Annotated in this window: 16 protein-coding genes; 7 read left to right on the top strand and 9 right to left on the bottom strand. The window is 72.6% G+C overall.

Going from position 1 to position 16,032, the window contains the following annotated elements; translation table 11 throughout:
* Nucleotides 1-115: 115 nt before the first annotated feature.
* The gene (locus tag OG928_RS37410; protein WP_331766446.1) at nucleotides 116-1,033 is read left to right on the top strand and encodes a helix-turn-helix domain-containing protein; all 918 of its coding nucleotides are present in this window, start codon (nucleotides 116-118) and stop codon (nucleotides 1,031-1,033) included.
* Between the two features lie 127 nt (nucleotides 1,034-1,160).
* Here the strand turns inward: OG928_RS37410 and OG928_RS37405 are convergent, their stop codons facing one another.
* A complete protein-coding gene (locus tag OG928_RS37405) occupies nucleotides 1,161-1,751 on the bottom strand; it encodes a lytic polysaccharide monooxygenase (RefSeq protein WP_331766445.1) in 591 nt (196 codons plus the stop codon).
* 278 nt (nucleotides 1,752-2,029) lie between these two features.
* Here OG928_RS37405 and OG928_RS37400 point away from each other — a divergent pair, with 278 nt between their 5' ends.
* The 3 genes from OG928_RS37400 to OG928_RS37390 all read left to right on the top strand — a co-directional run bounded on the left by OG928_RS37400 (nucleotide 2,030) and on the right by OG928_RS37390 (nucleotide 4,725).
* Nucleotides 2,030-2,743, top strand: a complete 714-nt coding sequence (locus OG928_RS37400; protein WP_331766444.1) for a hypothetical protein — start codon at nucleotides 2,030-2,032, stop codon at nucleotides 2,741-2,743.
* 1,047 nt (nucleotides 2,744-3,790) lie between these two features.
* Entirely contained in the window at nucleotides 3,791-4,072 is a 282-nt protein-coding gene (locus OG928_RS37395) for a hypothetical protein (RefSeq protein WP_331766443.1), read from the top strand.
* Entirely contained in the window at nucleotides 4,069-4,725 is a 657-nt protein-coding gene (locus tag OG928_RS37390) for a hypothetical protein (RefSeq protein WP_331766442.1), read from the top strand. The genes OG928_RS37395 and OG928_RS37390 overlap by 4 nt, the downstream gene beginning before the upstream one ends.
* 85 nt (nucleotides 4,726-4,810) lie before the next feature.
* On the opposite strand, the gene OG928_RS37385 is transcribed toward OG928_RS37390, so the two are convergent.
* The 4 genes from OG928_RS37385 to OG928_RS37370 form a co-directional block, all read right to left on the bottom strand.
* Nucleotides 4,811-5,251 (bottom strand): MarR family transcriptional regulator, encoded by a 441-nt coding sequence (locus tag OG928_RS37385; RefSeq protein WP_331766441.1) that lies wholly within the window; start codon nucleotides 5,249-5,251, stop codon nucleotides 4,811-4,813.
* Entirely contained in the window at nucleotides 5,248-6,654 is a 1,407-nt protein-coding gene (locus OG928_RS37380; RefSeq protein ID WP_331768252.1) for an MFS transporter, read from the bottom strand. Before OG928_RS37380 ends, OG928_RS37385 begins: the two co-directional genes overlap by 4 nt.
* Before the next feature lie 346 nt (nucleotides 6,655-7,000).
* Complete coding sequence (locus tag OG928_RS37375) at nucleotides 7,001-7,186, bottom strand: hypothetical protein (RefSeq protein WP_331766440.1); 186 nt, start codon at nucleotides 7,184-7,186, stop codon at nucleotides 7,001-7,003.
* 140 nt (nucleotides 7,187-7,326) lie between these two features.
* On the bottom strand, nucleotides 7,327-8,262 hold the full coding sequence (locus OG928_RS37370) for a hypothetical protein (protein ID WP_331766439.1): 936 nt from the start codon (nucleotides 8,260-8,262) through the stop codon (nucleotides 7,327-7,329).
* A gap of 224 nt (nucleotides 8,263-8,486) precedes the next feature.
* On the opposite strand from OG928_RS37370, the gene OG928_RS37365 reads away from it, so the two are divergent.
* The 3 genes from OG928_RS37365 to OG928_RS37355 all read left to right on the top strand — a co-directional run bounded on the left by OG928_RS37365 (nucleotide 8,487) and on the right by OG928_RS37355 (nucleotide 10,608).
* Entirely contained in the window at nucleotides 8,487-9,164 is a 678-nt protein-coding gene (locus OG928_RS37365; RefSeq protein ID WP_331766438.1) for a papain-like cysteine protease family protein, read from the top strand.
* Nucleotides 9,165-9,171: 7 nt separating this feature from the next.
* Nucleotides 9,172-9,984: a hypothetical protein gene (locus OG928_RS37360; RefSeq protein WP_331766437.1), complete on the top strand. Its 813-nt coding sequence runs from the start codon at nucleotides 9,172-9,174 to the stop codon at nucleotides 9,982-9,984.
* Nucleotides 9,985-10,278: 294 nt separating this feature from the next.
* Nucleotides 10,279-10,608, top strand: coding sequence for an STAS domain-containing protein (locus tag OG928_RS37355; protein ID WP_331766436.1), 330 nt, complete (start codon nucleotides 10,279-10,281; stop codon nucleotides 10,606-10,608).
* 89 nt (nucleotides 10,609-10,697) lie between these two features.
* On the opposite strand, the gene argS is transcribed toward OG928_RS37355, so the two are convergent.
* The 4 genes from argS to OG928_RS37335 are packed head-to-tail and all read right to left on the bottom strand — an operon-like array spanning nucleotide 10,698 to nucleotide 15,954.
* Nucleotides 10,698-12,422, bottom strand: a complete 1,725-nt coding sequence (gene argS, locus OG928_RS37350; protein WP_331766435.1) for an arginine--tRNA ligase — start codon at nucleotides 12,420-12,422, stop codon at nucleotides 10,698-10,700.
* 45 nt (nucleotides 12,423-12,467) lie between these two features.
* Nucleotides 12,468-14,033: an ATP-binding cassette domain-containing protein gene (locus OG928_RS37345; protein ID WP_331766434.1), complete on the bottom strand. Its 1,566-nt coding sequence runs from the start codon at nucleotides 14,031-14,033 to the stop codon at nucleotides 12,468-12,470.
* Entirely contained in the window at nucleotides 14,030-14,956 is a 927-nt protein-coding gene (locus OG928_RS37340; RefSeq protein ID WP_331768251.1) for an ABC transporter permease subunit, read from the bottom strand. The genes OG928_RS37345 and OG928_RS37340 overlap by 4 nt, the downstream gene beginning before the upstream one ends.
* A gap of 44 nt (nucleotides 14,957-15,000) precedes the next feature.
* Nucleotides 15,001-15,954 carry an ABC transporter permease gene (locus OG928_RS37335; RefSeq protein ID WP_331766433.1) on the bottom strand — a complete coding sequence of 318 codons (954 nt, stop codon included), beginning with the start codon at nucleotides 15,952-15,954 and terminating at the stop codon, nucleotides 15,001-15,003.
* Nucleotides 15,955-16,032: the final 78 nt, after the last annotated feature.

The following is a 16,032-nucleotide window of genomic DNA, read 5'->3' as shown; positions in this document are numbered from 1 at the left end:
AGCATCCGAGCGTCCCGAAACCACGTGACGTCCCCGTCTGCGAACGGTCGAACGTCCCAGAGAAGCCCTCGGGGCGGGTGACGACACGGTCGCGATCCTCCCGGAGGCGTCCGCCATGCCGCACCGCTCGCTCCTGTCGCCCGCGCACGAGGTCGTCGAGGTGCCGCCGCACCCGCTCCTGCGGCCCGGCGTCCGGTTGTACCGGGGTCTCCGCGTCGAGTTCGACCGACCCCGTAAGCGGCTCGAACTACCCGTCGGTTGCGCGACGTTGTTACTCGGCTTCGATCACCGCATCCGGGTGGGGCCGGTGGAGGACGGTGCCGAGGCCGCGGCCTCGACACGGACGTTCACGTCGCTGTTCGCGGGCATGCGGACCCGGGCGGTGGTCGGCGAGCACACGGGGTCGGTGCACGGCATCGAGGTCGTGATGCACCCGTGGGCGGCGTACGCGATGTTCGGGATCTCGATGCACGAACTCGCGGAAGCGCTCGTCGACCCGTCCGACTTCGCCGGCGCCCGGATCGGCCGGCTCACCGACCGGCTCGCGGAACTGCCCGACTGGCCCGCGCGGTTCGCCGTACTCGACGCGACCCTGATGCGGTGGCAGGCGTCGGGGCCTGGGGTGGCGCCGCGTGTCCTGCGGGCCTGGGAGTTGATGGTCGACTCGGGCGGCGGTATCCCGATCGGTCTGCTCGCGGCCGATCTGGGCTGGAGTGAACGTCAGTTGGAACGCCGCTTTCGCGAACAGCTTGGCGTCGCACCCAAGTCCGCGGCCCGCGTGCTGCGATTGCAGCGCGCGCTGCGGCTGCTGATCGCGGGGCGCCCGTTCGCCGAGATCGCCGCACGGGCCGGGTTCTACGACCAGTCACACCTCAACCGCGAGGTACGTACCGTGACGGGGCTGACCCCCGGCGGATTCCTGGACCGGAAGTCGGCGACCCCGGCCGGGCCCTCTCGACTCGACGGAATGGTGACGACGCTGCTGCTGTCCCCGTCCGGGCCGACCCTGTCCGCAAGCCCCGGACAGGCCTGACGGGTTCGTCCCACCCGGGGATCGGGCGCGCCGGAAGGGGACACCGTTTCGGCGTACCGGCGCGGGACCGGCGTACCGGCGTACCGGTGGGCCGGCCGCCGACGCGGCCCACCGGCTCAGGCGCGGATCAGAAGGTGACGTCCGAACACTGGTAGAACGCGTTCCCGGTGTCGTTGATGTCCCAGACGGCGAGGATCACCGCCTTTCCGCTGCGCCCGCTCGGGAGGGTGCCGGTGTGCGAGACGGTGGCACCCGGCTGGGCACCGTTGTAGGGGACGGACAGGAAGGGGGTGCTCTCCAAGGTCGCGCGGGTGATCGGCTGGGTGGGGTCCCAGCCAGCCTTGGTGACGAAATAGCGGAACGAGGTGGTCGAGTGCCGCGCGGTGAGCTTCCAGGTGAACGTCTTGCTCGACCCGGACGTCACCGGCGTGCTGGGCCAGGTGCCGTTGCGCGGTGCATCGAGTTGGGCGAAACGGGCGTTGCCGCCCGCGCAGATCCTGCCGTCGGCGGGTCCGCGTGCGGGGAAGCCCTTGGGGCCTTCCACGCTTTGCGGTTCCCACTGGATCTCGCCACAGTTGGTCACGGTGCCCTGAGCGCAGTACGCGGCTCGGCTCGGTGGGCTCGTGGTCCAGCCGTGTGCGTTGGCGGTTCCCGCCATGATCAACGGAATCGAGACGGCGGGGACGGTCAATGCCGTCAGGATGGTCCTTTTGCGCATGGAACTCTCCTGGGGGACGAGTGAATGCGAAGGACGGTCGAACGGTCCGGGTCCGCGTCGACGCCATGTGGCCACCGGCGGTTCACGTCGGTGACACTCCTCAAGCTAAGAGGTGCAGACCACTGGGTCAATGGTCTGGACCAAAGCCATATTGCCGAAACCCCCTCACCGACAAGGGAGTTGTGCAACCATGCCGACCTCGCAGCCGGCGACGTGGACACTGCGCGTGGCGGCTGGGAGCCTTGGGTACGGACCACACACGCATCGGGGGATGACACGTGGGTTTCTTCGACCGGGACCTTCCGTCCGGCACGGGCGACGACGAGCCGGCCGATCAGGTGCTGCACGCCGCCCACCCCGACGAGCCGCGGATCGGCCCGCCGACGGAATACTTCGCGCCCGGCATCCTGCCGTGGACCCGCGAGTTGGGCGCGGGGCCGACCGCTCGGGTGCGGCTGCTTCGGGTCGAGGTCTGGCCGAACGGCATCGGGCTCGAACTCGGCACGTACCGCAGGGTCGGCCGGCCGACCCGGATCCCGGCGCCGTTCCCGTTCGGCGCGGGCGACCGCGAAGGGCTGCACGTGGGCGTCCTGTTCGCCGACGGCACGCGCGCCTCGTCACTGGTCGGGCGGCCCTCGCCGACGGAGCCGGCGATCGAGCCGACCCTGCGCCTGCTCGGTGGTGGCGGCAGCACGTTCCACCACCTACATCGCGCGTACCTCTCGACGCTGCCGCCCGAGGGCCCGTTCACCGTGATCGTGGACTGGCCCGCCGAACAGGTCCCGGAGACGCACACCGTCCTCGACGGGACGGCCGTCCGCGCCGCCCTCGCCGACACGATCGAACTCTGGCCCGACCTCCCACCGGGCCCACCCTGGCACGGGGTCGCCCACATGGCGCAGGTGACGGTCTCGGGCACGGGCGGCACCGTCACCGGGACGACACGGCCGCCGACCCCGCGGCAGCCGGGGCCCCACCCGGACACGCCCTGACCCCGACACGCCGTTGACCAGCGGGCTCGGTCGAGTCCGGGGCGTTTCGTCACGGCACGGGAGGACGGACGTCGACCTACGGCAACCTCGGTGCGTCCCCAGGTCATCCGGATGCGACGCATGCGGGCCCATGTTTCTCTGGGACGGGAGCCGCTCCGGTGTTCGCGCGCCGGAACACGCACGTTTGTGGCTCCTGATCGAGTCGCGAGCCCCCTCTCGCGTCGGCGACACGCGGAAGGACCATCGGCTCGATGTTCGGCGGGGCCGCGGCGGTCGATTCCCCATGCCTGCCGATCGAGCGCTGGTCGCGCACCGAAGACCTGTCCGAACCGCCCGAGCAGGTACCCGCTCCCGTCTCCGGGGCGTGTGCCGGGAGCGGAATGGCAATGTGCAATGTGTGAGAACGAGAGGCGGAACAGGCGGCTGATCCCCGTCTCGGGGATTCTGGGCGCCCTGGTCTTTGCGGGATTCGGGGTCGTGATGCCGCCGTGCGTCGCGCAAGCCCAAGTCGGTCCGGACCCGCCGTGTTGCACCCCCAAGCCGCCGACGGTCACCGACCCACCGGGCGGTGCGGCAAGCAAGCCGCCGCCTTCGGCGCCGGGCAAGCCCTCAGTGTCGACCAAGCCGCCGACGTCGACACCTCCCTCGAACGGCAGCCAATCCCCCTCCCGGAGCACAACACCCGCCCCGGATCCTCGATCGCAGCCGGCTCTCGTCCTGGCGCCCGCGACGGGAAGCGCCGACACCACGCTGACGGTCTCCGGCTCGGGCTTCTCGGCCTGCGCTCCCGGATACCGCGTCGACCTCTATTGGGACGGTGCGGGTATCGCCCCCTTCGTGGTGCCGGTTGCCCCGAACGGCGGCTTCAGCGCCCGGCTCGTGGTCCCGAAGGCCGCGTCGGAGGGAAGCCATGAGGTTGCGGCGCGATGTGGCGAAGCCGGTCACGCGTACGCTCCGTTCGAAGTGACGGCGGATGGCCGATCGGCGTCGCAGTCCGGCTCTCCTTCGAAACCGACCACGACCCGCTCTCCGTCGTCGTCGGCCGCGGTGCTCGACTCCGGAACCGGCGCCAGTGCGGCCTCGGGGTGGGTGATCGGGACGCTGGTGGTCGGCGGCTTCCTGGTGGCCGCGCTCGCCGGCTACATGGGCCTCTTCCGGGGGCGGCGGGGACCACGTTGGACCCGCCGACACGTCCGCGCCGTCATGCGCCTCGGCTTCGCGGCGGACGGAGTGCAGGACGTCAGGGACGGGCCCGGACCGAGCCGAACAGTACGACTGGAACCCCGTTCGGACCCCGGTGAACAAACGATCGAGGAGGTGGACCCATGACTGCCGCTGTAGCGCAGCCCACGTCCGTGCGCGAACTGCTGTTCGGCGACGACGGCGAGGCCGCCGCGGAATCACTCGTCGACGCGGCTCGCGAACACGAAGTGGCCGCGATGGTCGAGCGCGGAGCCCACGGCCTGACCGGCACGGCGGGGGAGACCGTCGAGCGTGAGGTCGCCTCGATGGTCAACGGGTTCCTGAGCCTGGATCTCCTGGACCTCGTGGCCGCCGGATGGGCCAAACACGGCGCGATGGTCGAGGCCGCGCGGCGCACCCGTGCCGCTCCGGAGACCGAGGAGGTCGTCGCTCTGGCGACTCACCAGATCACGTCCACCCACCGCCCCTGCGTCGACCTGAAGGTCGACGGTGTCAGGGTCGGCACCCTGAAGGTCTGCCTCACCGTCGACTTCGACATCGAGGGCATGCTCGCGGTCGTCCGCCAAGCCCGTCTGACGTCGTTGCGGTGCGGCACCTGCACAACGACCGGCACCCTGGCGATGCAGCAGGCCGTCGTGGCCAGCCGCCGCTGCGGCCTGGACCTGCCCGGCGCCGTGCGGCTCCGGTCCGGCATCGCTCTCCTCCCGACGCGGGACGCAGCCGCGCCACCGGCCCCGCCACCGGCCCCGCCTTCGGTCCCGCCCACCGACCCGGCATAGCCCGGCCGCGCGCTCCCCGTCGAGCGGGACGCCCGGCGGCCGTCGACACGTCCGCGGTGTGCGGCCGAGGAAACGACCGGCGGGCTCAGGCCGTGTCGAGCAGGGTGGTGATGACGCGGTCGAGGAGATCGAGGTCGGCGGGGTCGAGGTCGCGGAGCGTCTGCGGCGGTTCGTCCAGGATGGCTCGGGCGATTTCGGCGATCCGCAGGCCCTCGGGGGTGATCGTCAGGACCCGCTGTCTGCGGTCGGTGGGATGCACGGTGCGCTCGATCAGGCCGCGGCGGGTCAGGTCGTCGACGACCAGGGTGGTGTACGGCTTGTCGGTGGACAGCCGTGCGGCCAAGTCGCGCATGGACAGCGGACCGGCGGCGATCCGGCGCAGCGCCTTGGCGCGGATGAAGCTCAGGCCGGTCGCCTCGGATACCTCCCGGCGGCGGTCGTGCTGCTCCAGGACCAGGGCGCGCATGCCGCTCCATACCCGGCCGGCGGTATCCGCGGGAGTGTCGCTCGCGGCGGGCCCGGTCATCGCCTCACGTCCGTCGTCTCCAACTCCAAAGGGGGCGTCTGCGGCATCAGTTCCGCGCCCGTGCGCTCGGCCGTGCGCAGGGCCCAGCGGCCGGTGGTGAGCATACCGAGGCAGGCGACCGCCGCGCCGCAGCCCAGTACGATCCACCACCCCGTGTGGGTGGCGGCGGCCAGGCCACCGGCGCTCGGGGCGGCCAGTACCGACGCCATCGTGGTGCCGACGACGGCGACCCCGAACGACTGGCCGACCTGCCGGCTCGTCGACGCGATCGCGGCGGCGACCCCCGCTTGCGCGCGCGGCATCCCGGACACGGCGGTGTTGGTGATCGGCGCGTTCACCAGCCCGAAGCCGATGCCGAAGAGGGTGTACGCGGCCACCATCCGCGCGGTGGAGGTGTGGTCGTCGAGCCCGGTCAGCAGCCCGGCGCTCGCCGCGATCGCGATCCCGGCGACGACCAGCGGCACGCGCGGACCGATCCTGCCCACGAGGCGACCGGAGATCGGCGCGCACACGACGGTCATCAACGCCATCGGCAGAGTGCGCAGGCCGGCCTCGATGGGCGAGAAGTCGCGCGCGTCCTGGAGGTAGAGCGTGTTCAGGAACAGGAATCCGGACATCGCCGCGAACGCGCACACCCCGATCACGGTCGCGCCGGTGAACGGCGCGCTGCGGAAGAAGCGCAGGTCGATCAGCGGTTCGGCGCGGCGGGGTTCGTAGCCCGACAAGCCTGCGAGGCAGCCCGCGGAGAGGGCGAACAGGCCGATGATCAGCGGCGAGGTCCAGCCCGCCTCGGGACCCTCGATGATCGCGTACGTCAGCGACAGCAGGAACGTGAACACGAGCGCCTGGCCGACCGGATCCGCGCGGCGCGCGTGCGCGGCCTTGGACTCCGGCACGAACAGCGCGGTGAGCACGATCGCCGCGATCGCCACCGGCAGGTTGATCCAGAACACCGATCGCCAACCGAGCGAGTCGACCAACGCGCCGCCGACGATCGGGCCGAGCGCCATGCTCACGCCCACCACCGCGCCCCACACGCCGATCGCGCGGGCCCGCTCGCGCGGCTCGGTGAAGGTGTTGGTGATGATCGACATCGCGACCGGGTTGAGCATCGAGCCGCCGATCGCCTGGATCACCCGGAAGGCGATCAGCCAGTCGAGCCCGGGCGCGACCCCGCACAGCAGCGAGCCGAGGGCGAACAGGACCAGGCCGGTCTGGAAGACCCGACGGCGCCCGATCCGGTCGGCCGTCGAACCGGCCAACATCAGGAGGCTCGCCAGGACCAGCGTGTACGCGTCGATCGTCCATTGCAGCTCGGACATCGAGGCGTCCAGGTCACTGCGGATCGAGGGCAGCGCGACGTTCAGGATCGTGTTGTCGAGCCCGACGATGAACAGGCTCATGCAACAGGTCACGAGGATGAGCAGCTTCCTGCGCCGCTCGCGCTCCGGCTCGCGCTTGCGCTCGCGTTCCGGCTCCGGCTCCGGCCCCGGCCCCGGCCCCGGCTCGGCTTTGGGTTCGGTGCGAGACACGACCACCCCAATCGTTACTGCAATACAATCATTATTGTTGTACAACCAAAATGATCGAGGGTCAACCCGAGGACGGTCGAGCGGCGGGGCGAGAGGGGAACCGCCCCACCACGCGGCCGGCTGTGTGTGGTGGGCGGGCGGGCGGGCGGGCGGTCGCCGGCGCCGCGGGCCCGGGCGGCGGCCACCCGAGGCACATGGCACCCGAGGCCCGAACGCGTCACCGCGCCGGCTCGGTCGCGGTCTCCTCGGACCGGGGCTCGATTCGGTAGTCGTACGCGGTGGTGCCCACGTCGACGACCGTGGCTCCGCCGTCCACCGTCAGGGTCGCGCCGTTGTCCCCCGCGGTCGCGGCGCCGATCCCGGTCCCGCCGCCGGTCACGATGGCCACCGGTGTGTCCGTCATGGAACGCCTCCTCGCACGCTCGGATATCGTTTGGGATCGAACAATATCCGAAGGTCGGCCCGGTCGGCCCGGCTCGGGAAGATCGGTCCCCGCCTACCGACCCCCGCCGCCGTGCGTCTCGTCGGGGGCGCCGAAGTCGCTCACGTCCAGTCCCAGCCGATGCCGAGGATGCCCGGGCCGACGTTCTGTTCGGCCAGGTGGACCGCACAGTGCCGGCCGCTGAGGGTCAGGTCGCGCTGGGCGGTGCGCGGCGCGGTCGCCGTACTCTGCGCGAAGCGTCGGCAGTGCACCGGGAGGGCCGCCGGATCGAACCGCACCTGCAGCACGTACTGCCCGCACGGCAGCGTGAAGCCGCGCACGTACTCCCCGCTGGGCCCGCCCGTACCGTCCTCGAAGCCGTATCCGAAGACGTAGGTGTCGCCGGAACGCAGCCGCGCGTCGAAAAGCAGTTCCGCCACCAACACCCCCCGGTCCCGCTGCCAACGCACCCGCCCCACACGACAGTTCTCCGTCGCCCGGACCGTCATTCGCTCCGGTTCGCATCCCGGGTCCCCGTAGTGGATGGCCAGGTAACGGTCCACGCCGTCGCGATGCGCGCGGACGACATGGTGCGATTCGCGCCCCCGGAGTTCGCGCCCCGGCCCGATGCGCACCCGTTCCAGATGGCACACCGTGTGCAGGCCGCCGTCGGCGGGCGCGTCCAGGTCGGTCAGCAGCCGGCGGAGTGCCCCGGATTCCTCGACCACGGCTCGGTAGGACCGGGCGGCGGAGCGCTCCGCTTCCGCCGGTTCCAGCAGTCGGGTCAGCGCGTGCGGCGGCAACTCCAGGACGTCCTCCAGGGCCCGCACCGCGCGCAGCGACTCCGGGCGCTGCGGTTGGCGCGCGCCCTGCTGCCAGTAACTGAGGCTGGTCACCCCGACCTTGACGCCGCGCTGGGCCAGCCGATGCTGGATCCGGTGCAGGGCCAGGCCGCGGGCGGCCAGCGCCGCCCGCAACGCCAGGTGGAAGGGGCCGGCGCTCAGCGCCCGCGCCAACTCCGCCTCGGCCGCGTCGGTTTGCGCGTCGGTCCGCCGCATCGCACGCCTCCCTTGTGAACGTTCACGATGGGCCGGCCCGAACCACCCTGGCGGACCGCCGTGTTCCGGTCGGCCGGTCGCCGTCCGTTCACAGGGCGTTCGCGCCGTTCACATCGTCGCTCCACCCGCATTGAAGCGTCTTGAAATACACCACGACAACACCCGATGCTCCAGGTGCAGCGTCCGGACGCGCGCCACGCCCACCCCGTCACGGAAGGAACGCCATGACTCGAACGTCCCCCCGAGCCGGCCCCGTATCCGTCGGACGCGCCTCCGCCCTGAGCCTTGCCCTGATCGCGCTGCTCGCCACCCTGCTCGCCACACCGTCCGCGGCCGGCGCCGCGTCGGTCGCGCCCCGGACCCCCCTCGCCCGGTCGCAGCCGCAAGCCGGCGCGCCGGGCGCCGGGCAACAGTTCGCGCTCGCCGCCAAGCGGCTGAACATCACCATGCAGGCCCAGCAGAAGACCAATTGGTGTTGGGCCGCCTCCGGCAACACCGTCGCGTCCTGGTACGGCCGGAACTACAGCCAGAACCAGTTCTGCAACGCGGCCTTCAACCGCCCGCAGAACTCGACGTGCCCCAACAACCAGGCCACCCTCGGCAACGTGCAGACCGGGCTGCGCTGGGCCGGGATCAGCCCCGGCTCCTACGTCAACGGTTGGCTGCGCTACGACACCGTACAGACCGAGATCAACGCCGACCGGCCGATCGAGACCCGCATCCAGTGGTCCTCCGGCGGCGGCCACATGCACGTGATCCACGGCTACGACACCAGCCGTGGCTGGGTCTACTGGGGCGACCCCTGGCCGGACAACACCCGCTACAACTGGGCCGCGCACGACTGGTACATCGACAACAACGAGTTCTCGTGGACCCACTCGCTCTACCGGATCGGAGCGTGACGCCATCATGACCGGTAGCGGCATCAAGCGCCTGTTCGCCGTCGGAGCCCTCGCCGCGGCCCTCGTCACCCTCACCCCGCAGGCGGCGCACGCCTCCTCCGTTCCCGTCCCCGCCGCCCCCGACCCGGCGAGCGTGAGCGCCGCGCGCGACGCGGCCACCGCGCCATCCACCCTCGACACCCTGTCCCGGTTCTTCGCCCGCGACGGCGCGCTCGCCGGCACGGCCGCGGCGCCGCGGATCGAGGGAACCATCGTCCCCGTCTACACGCTCGCCCCGGAGTTCGTGGCGGCCGAACCGGGCAAACGGTCCGTACCGATCGCCCGTCAGGAGTTCTTCGCCGGCACGGCGGTCGCGGCCGACGGCCGCAAGGCGTCGGTGTGGACCGCCCACACCGCGCGTGGTTGGCAGGTGGTGAACATCGCCGACGGTGACGACGAGCTCCGCTACGCGGCGGCCGGCGCGAGCCGGATAGCCGGCGGAACCGTCTTCCGCGAGCCGCAGATCAACGCCTGGTACGTCCAGGGCGGCGATCGCGTGCTGCCGCTCAACGTCGACGCCGAGCGCGCGATCGGCGTCGACGGGACCACCGTCGGGGCGTACCGGCAGCGTGTGCACCGGGCCTACGCGGACAAGCTCCCGGGCTCCCGGTACGACGCGAAGGGCCTGGCCGGCGGCTACGAACCCGCCGCCCGCGCGGACGACGGCCCGTTCGCCGCCGGACCCACGGCGGTCGTCGCGGCCGGCGTGCTGGTCACGGTCGGACTGGCGGGCATCACGGTCCGGGTCGGGCGCCGCCGCGCCCGGCCCGACCCGGCCTGACGGTCCGGATGCGAGGGCCTTCCCGGCCCGCGGTGTCGAACTCTCCCGTCGACACCGCCCGGGAAGGCCCTTCCGCGTCGTGAGGCGGGCCGGATCCGCCCCGATCCCCGCGCACTACACGCGGACCCGATGATCCCCACGACCGAGCCGAATCGCCGTATGGTGTGCGGGAAACCGCGGTGCGGATCCCGTACCGGCCCCAGGGCCGGTCACCCGTGCCCGGGACCGATCAGGTCGCCTCCCAGACCCCGGGGCCGCCGCCGACACAGGCAGGGCCCAGCGTCAGGACACGCGATGCTCGTGCATCCGAACCTCACCATCGCCACGTCCCTGACGGGCCGCCACGCGCTGATCGTGCCCGCCGGCGAGATCGACATGGACTCCGTGCCCGATCTCGATCGGATCCTGGACGCCTGTCTCGCGCACCGCCCCGTCGCGATCCACGTGGACATGCACGCCGTCGCCTTCTGCGACTGCCGCGGTCTCAACGCGTTCGTCCGCGCGCACCGGCTCGCTCGGGGGATCGGGGCGACGCTGTGGCTGTACGACACCACGCCGATCGTGACCCGCCTGCTCTTCCTCACCGGCACCGACGTGCTCCTGGCGACGGCCCTCGCCGCGTGACCCGCCGACGCGCGGGACCGACGCACGGGACCGACGCGCGGGTGCGCCCCGCGCCGGCGCGTGCTGCGCGGGCGCGGGGGCGCACCGGTCTACATGCGGTCGGGGGCCTCGATGCCCAAGAGGTCCAGGCCGCGAGCCAGCGTGCGGGCGGTCAGGTCGCACAGGATCAGGCGGGAGCGCAGCGTCTCGCCCGCCGAGCGGAGCACGGGGCAGGCATCGTAGAACTGGGTGAACGCGGTCGCGAGCTCGAACAGGTAGTGCGCGAGCCGGTGGAACTCCAGCGAGTCGGCGACCTCCTCGAACAGGCCCGGGAAGGCCAGGAGTTGCAGTGCCAGCGTCCGCTCGGCGGGCTCGGCGACGACCGGGGCGCCGGTCCCGCGCGGCGCGGCGACGCCGCCCTTGCGGAAGATCGAGCGGATCCGGGCCAGGGCGTACTGGAGGTACGGCGCGGTGTTGCCCCTGAGGGACAACATCCGGTCGTAGTCGAACCGGTAGTCGTTGCGCCGATCGGTCGCCAGGTCCGCGTACTTGACCGCGCCGATGCCGACCGCCCGGGCCACCGCCGCGCGGGTCGCCTCGTCCAGGTCCGGGTCCTTCGCGACGATCACGGCGGCGGCCTTGGCCACGGCCTCGTCGAGCAGGTCCACCAGCTTGAGCGACGCGCCGGCGCGGGTCCGCAGCATCCTGCCGTCCGCGCCCAGGATGGACCCGAAGCCGACGTGCTCCACCCGCGTGGGTTCGGCGAGCCAGGACGCGTCGCGGGCGGTCGTGAAGATCATCTCCAGGTGCCCGCTCTGCGGTGCGCCGACCACGTACAGCATCCGGGTCGCGCCCAGCACCCGGATCCGGTGCCGGATGGTGGCCAGGTCGGTCGCGGCGTAGCCGAAACCGCCGTCGCCCTTGCGGACGATCAGCGGCAACGGATCCCCGTCGCGGTTCGTGAACCCCTCGGGGAAGACGCACTGCGCGCCCGCGCTCTCGCGCAGCAGGCCCAATGCGGCCAACTCGTCCAGCACCGGCTGGAGTTCGTCGTTGTAGAAGCTCTCGGCGAAGAAATCCTCCTCGGTGAGGCGGACATCCAGGCGGGCGTACACGGCCATGAAGTACTTCTTGGACTCCGTGACGAGGATGTGCCACAGCCGCAAGGTGGCCGGATCGCCGGCCTGGAGGGCGACCACCCGTTTGCGCGAGCGGTCCTTGAACGCGTCGTCGGCGTCGAAGGCGCGCCGCGCCGCCTGGTAGAAGCCGTTGAGGTCACCGATCGACAACTCGTGTGCCGCCTCGGTCTCGCCGACGTCGAGGAGGTGCTCGATCAGCATGCCGAACGAAGTGCCCCAGTCGCCGAGATGGTTCTCCCGGACGACGGTGTGCCCCTGCCACTCCAGGACCCGCACGGCGGCGTCGCCGATGATCGTCGACCGCAGGTGGCCGACGTGCATCTCCTTCGCGGTGTTGGGCCCCGAGTAGTCGACGACGATGGTCTCGGGCCGGTCGGCGAGTGGTACGCCCAGACGTTCGTCGTCGGCGATCTCCGCGAGCAGCGCGCCGAGTTGCTCCTTCGCCACGGTGAGGTTGATGAAGCCCGGTCCGGAGATCTGCACCGCCGAGCACAGGTCGTCGAGTCGGACGTGGTCGAGGATCTCGGCCGCGACCTCGCGCGGGGCGCGGCCCAGGCGGCGCGCCAGGGTGAGCGCTCCGTCGCACTGGAAGTCCGCGTGCCGGCCCCGACGGATCGACGGGTCGACGGGCAGCCCCGCGACCTGTTCGAACGCCGAGGCCAGCCGCTCCGTGAGCAGCACCTCGAGATTGACCATGTACGGAAGCTAGCCGAATCGGCGTCGGCGGTCGCGGGAATATCGTCACCGGCCGAGGCCCGCCGAGTCGGAGTGTCGGGCGCCGGTATTCCGCCGGCCTCGCCCCGCGTGTACGAGGGACCTGGTGAACTCGTGTCGGGGGGCGGTGAGGAGTTGCCGGGTCGGGCCCTGTTCGATCAGCAGGCCGGCGTCCACCACCGCGATCCGGTCGGCGATCCGGGCGGCGGCCGACAGGTCGTGGGTGATGAACACAAGGGCCAGGCCGCCGTGTTCGCGGAGGTCGGCGAGCAGGTCGAGGAGATCGTGCCGGGTCGTGGCGTCCAGGCCCGAGGTGACCTCGTCGCACACCAGGACCCTCGGCCGCGCGAGCAGGGCCCGGGCGAGCGCGGCCCGCTGCAACTCGCCGCCCGAGAGCGCGCTCGGGCGCCGGCCCGCCGACGCGGCGCTCAGGCCCAGGCAGGCCAGCGTCCGAACGGCTGTCTCGCGAGCCTCCTTCGGGCCCGCGTCGCGCAGGCGCACGGCGGTTCGGGCGACCTGGTCGAGCACCGGCCGATGCTCGTCGAAGGCCGCTCGGGCGTCCTGGAACACGTACTGTACGGCGGCCAGTTCGTCCCGCCGACGACCGCGCAGGCTGCGCGCGAGGGGTATCCCGTCGAGCAGGACGTGCCCGTCGTAGGCGCTGTGCAGCCCGGCCACGCAGCGGCCCAGCGTGGTCTTTCCGCCACCGGAGCGACCGACCAGCGCGAGGCACTCGCCGCCCGCCACGGAGACGTTCGCGCCCCGTACGACCGTGACCGGGCCGCCGCCGGTACGGTGCCGGGCGACCAGGTCCCGTACCTCCAGGCGCGCGACCGAGGTCTCGGGCACCCGGCGCGGCGCGGGCGGGACCGGCCGATGCGTCGGCGCCGGCCGCGCGCTGTACTCGGGCCCGGTCAACACCCGCTCGGCGGGCCCGGATTCGGCCACTCGGCCGTGCCGCAGCACCACGACCTCGTCGGCCAGTCGCCGCACCACGTCCAGGTCGTGGCTGAGCAGGACCACGGCGATGCCCTCCCGTGCGGCGGCCGACAATTGGGCCACGATGCCCTCCTTGGTCAGCGCGTCCTGGCCGGTGGTCGGCTCGTCGGCGACGAGCACACGGGCGCCCAGCAGGAGGGCCTGGGCCAGCACCACGCGCTGCTGCTGTCCGCCGGAGAGCTGGTGCGGAAAGCGCCGCAGCAGGTGCTCCGGGTCGGGGATCCGGGCGAGCCGCAGGGCCTCGTGCACGCGGCGGCGGATCGCGACCCGATCGCCGCCGGCACCGCGCCGGGCGATGTCGCGCAGCAGGGCCTCGACGGGGCGGGCCGGGTTGAGCACGGCGGCGGGGTGCTGGGGCACATAGCCCACCGCCCCCACGCGCGGCGGCCCGTCGCCGATCCGCACGTCGCCGCCCACGCGTGCGCCGTGGGGATACTCGCCGAGGAGGGCGAGCCCGATGGTGGTCTTGCCGCTGCCCGAGGCGCCGACGATCGCGGTCACCTTTCCCGCGTACGCGTTCAGGCTCACCCCGGCCACGATCGCCCGCCCGCCGATCTCCACCCGCAGCGCCTGTACCTCCACGATGGGTCTCATCGGATTCCCTCCTTCACTTCCCGGGTTTCCTCCCGGGTTTCCTCCTGGGTGTCCTCCCGGCACAAGTTCCGGCACTCGTCCGGCGCCTCGCCCCGGCTCTCGCCCCGGCTCTCGCCCGGGCTCCCGTCCCTGGTCTCCTCGGCGTGGCCGGACCGTTGCAGGGCCGCGTCGAACAGCAGGTTGGTCCCCATCGACAGCGCGACGATCAGCGCGGCCGGCACCACGACGGCCCAGGGCTGTAGAAACAGGCCGGGGCGGTTGCGGTCGACCATCACCGCCCAGTCGGACACGTCCGGCTGCACGCCCACGCCGAGGAACGCGGCCGTGGCGACCAGGTACAGCGCACCGGTCAGTCGGATGCCGGCGTCGGCCGCGAGCACGCGGCGCATCGACCGGGCCACGTAGCCGACGGCCGTCCGCCACCACGACTCGCCCTGCATCCGCAGCGCCTCGACGGCCGGTCGGGCGGCGATCTCGACGGCCGTCGCGTGCACGACGCGGGTCGCGTCCGGGACGGCCGCCACGGCGACCACCACGGTGAGCCCGCCCGGTCCCGGGGCGAGCAGGGCGGCGACGAGCAGCACGAGCAGCAGTGAGGGCACCGCGAGCAGCACGTCGAGCGGTCGCATCAGGGCCTCCTCGACCCAGGCCCGGCGGGTGAGCGCGGCGCCGAGACCGAGCGGGAGCGCGACCGCGTAGGTCAGGACGGTCGCGGCGAGCGCCACCAGAACCACCGAACGGCCGCCGAACAGGACCTCACGCCACACGTCGCGCCCGGCGAAGTCGGTGCCCAGTGGGTGTCCGTCGCCGGCGGTGAAGGAGACCGCGCGCGGTTCGGCGGGGCCCGCGACGAACGGTCCCAGCAGCGCGAGCAGCAGCGGCACGGCGATCAGCAACACGGCGAGCGCGTACCGACCGACCAGGCCGCGCCGGGTGTTCGCCCGACCGAGCGGGCGCGCGCTGCCCGTCACGCCGCGACCGCCGAGCGCGGCGCGAGCCGGCGAGTCAGCACGTCGGCCGCGAGGTTGACCGCGACCGTGACGACACCGAACACGACCGCCATGCCCTGGATCACGGGCACGTCCCGCGCGGCGACCGCGTCGATCAGCACCGTGCCCAGCCCCGGGATCACGAACAGCGCCTCCACCACGATCACCCCGCTCAGCAACCAGTCGCAGGTGCGCGCGAGTTGCTGACCCGCGGCCGCGACCGCGTTGGGGAGGGCGTGCGTCCAACGGACCCGGGCACCGGGGATCCCGCAGCGGCGGGCGTGCGCGACGTACGGCGACGCCATGGCCTCGATCATGCCCGCGCGCACCAGCCGGCTGATCGTGCACACCGGCCGGGCCGGCAGCACCACGACCGGCAGCACCAGCGTGGCGGGATGCGCCGTCAGGTCGCCGTCGGTACCGACCGCGGTCGGCGGCAACCAGCCGAGCCGCAGCGCGAACACAGTCGTCAGCAGCACGCCCAGGGCGAACTCCGGGAGCGCGTGCACGGCCAGGGTCGCGGCGCTGAGGGTCCGGTCCAGCGGGCCGCCCTCGCGGCGCGCGGCCAACACGCCCAGGCCGACGGACAGCGGCACCAGGAGCGCCACGGTGACGCCGGTGAGCAGCAGGGTGGGGCCCAACCCGTCGAAGAGGTACGCGGTGACGGGCCGTCCGGTGACCAGGGACGCGCCCAGGTCGCCGCGCGTCATCCCGGCGGTCCAGGCCAGGAAGCGTTCGACGGCGGGCCGGTCCAGGTCCATGGCCTCGCGGATCCGGGCGATCCGTTCCGGATCGGGTTGCTCGCCGGCCAGGGCCACCGCCGCGTCGCCGGGCAGCGCCTCGGTGAGCGCGAAGATCAGCACGACCAGGGCCGCGGTCTGGCCCAGGCCCAGGACGAGGCGGCGGCCCACCCACGCGCGGTCGGGGCTCACGCGAGCCAGACCTTGTCGAAGCGGGCCCAGTCGGGGGTGTCGCTCATGGGCCGGTGTCTCCGTTGCGATGCTGGTGGT

It is taken from the genome of Embleya sp. NBC_00896 (assembly GCF_045207785.1).
Lineage (GTDB): Bacteria > Actinomycetota > Actinomycetes > Streptomycetales > Streptomycetaceae > Embleya.
The sequence above is the reverse complement of the archived record's forward strand: the minus strand, read 5'-3'. Positions and strand labels throughout refer to the sequence as shown.

What these genes read in the sequence shown, in the direction of transcription:
- OG928_RS37360 (WP_331766437.1), top strand. Translation starts at nt 9,172, where the DNA reads ATGACCGGTAGCGGCATCAAGCGCCTGTTCGCCGTCGGAGCCCTCGCC.
- OG928_RS37345 (WP_331766434.1), bottom strand. Translation starts at nt 14,033, where the DNA reads ATGAGACCCATCGTGGAGGTACAGGCGCTGCGGGTGGAGATCGGCGGG.
- OG928_RS37385 (WP_331766441.1), bottom strand. Translation starts at nt 5,251, where the DNA reads ATGACCGGGCCCGCCGCGAGCGACACTCCCGCGGATACCGCCGGCCGG.
- argS (WP_331766435.1), bottom strand. Translation starts at nt 12,422, where the DNA reads ATGGTCAATCTCGAGGTGCTGCTCACGGAGCGGCTGGCCTCGGCGTTC.
- OG928_RS37390 (WP_331766442.1), top strand. Translation starts at nt 4,069, where the DNA reads ATGACTGCCGCTGTAGCGCAGCCCACGTCCGTGCGCGAACTGCTGTTC.
- OG928_RS37410 (WP_331766446.1), top strand. Translation starts at nt 116, where the DNA reads ATGCCGCACCGCTCGCTCCTGTCGCCCGCGCACGAGGTCGTCGAGGTG.
- OG928_RS37365 (WP_331766438.1), top strand. Translation starts at nt 8,487, where the DNA reads ATGACTCGAACGTCCCCCCGAGCCGGCCCCGTATCCGTCGGACGCGCC.
- OG928_RS37355 (WP_331766436.1), top strand. Translation starts at nt 10,279, where the DNA reads ATGCTCGTGCATCCGAACCTCACCATCGCCACGTCCCTGACGGGCCGC.
- OG928_RS37375 (WP_331766440.1), bottom strand. Translation starts at nt 7,186, where the DNA reads ATGACGGACACACCGGTGGCCATCGTGACCGGCGGCGGGACCGGGATC.
- OG928_RS37380 (WP_331768252.1), bottom strand. Translation starts at nt 6,654, where the DNA reads ATGAGCCTGTTCATCGTCGGGCTCGACAACACGATCCTGAACGTCGCG.
- OG928_RS37370 (WP_331766439.1), bottom strand. Translation starts at nt 8,262, where the DNA reads ATGCGGCGGACCGACGCGCAAACCGACGCGGCCGAGGCGGAGTTGGCG.
- OG928_RS37405 (WP_331766445.1), bottom strand. Translation starts at nt 1,751, where the DNA reads ATGCGCAAAAGGACCATCCTGACGGCATTGACCGTCCCCGCCGTCTCG.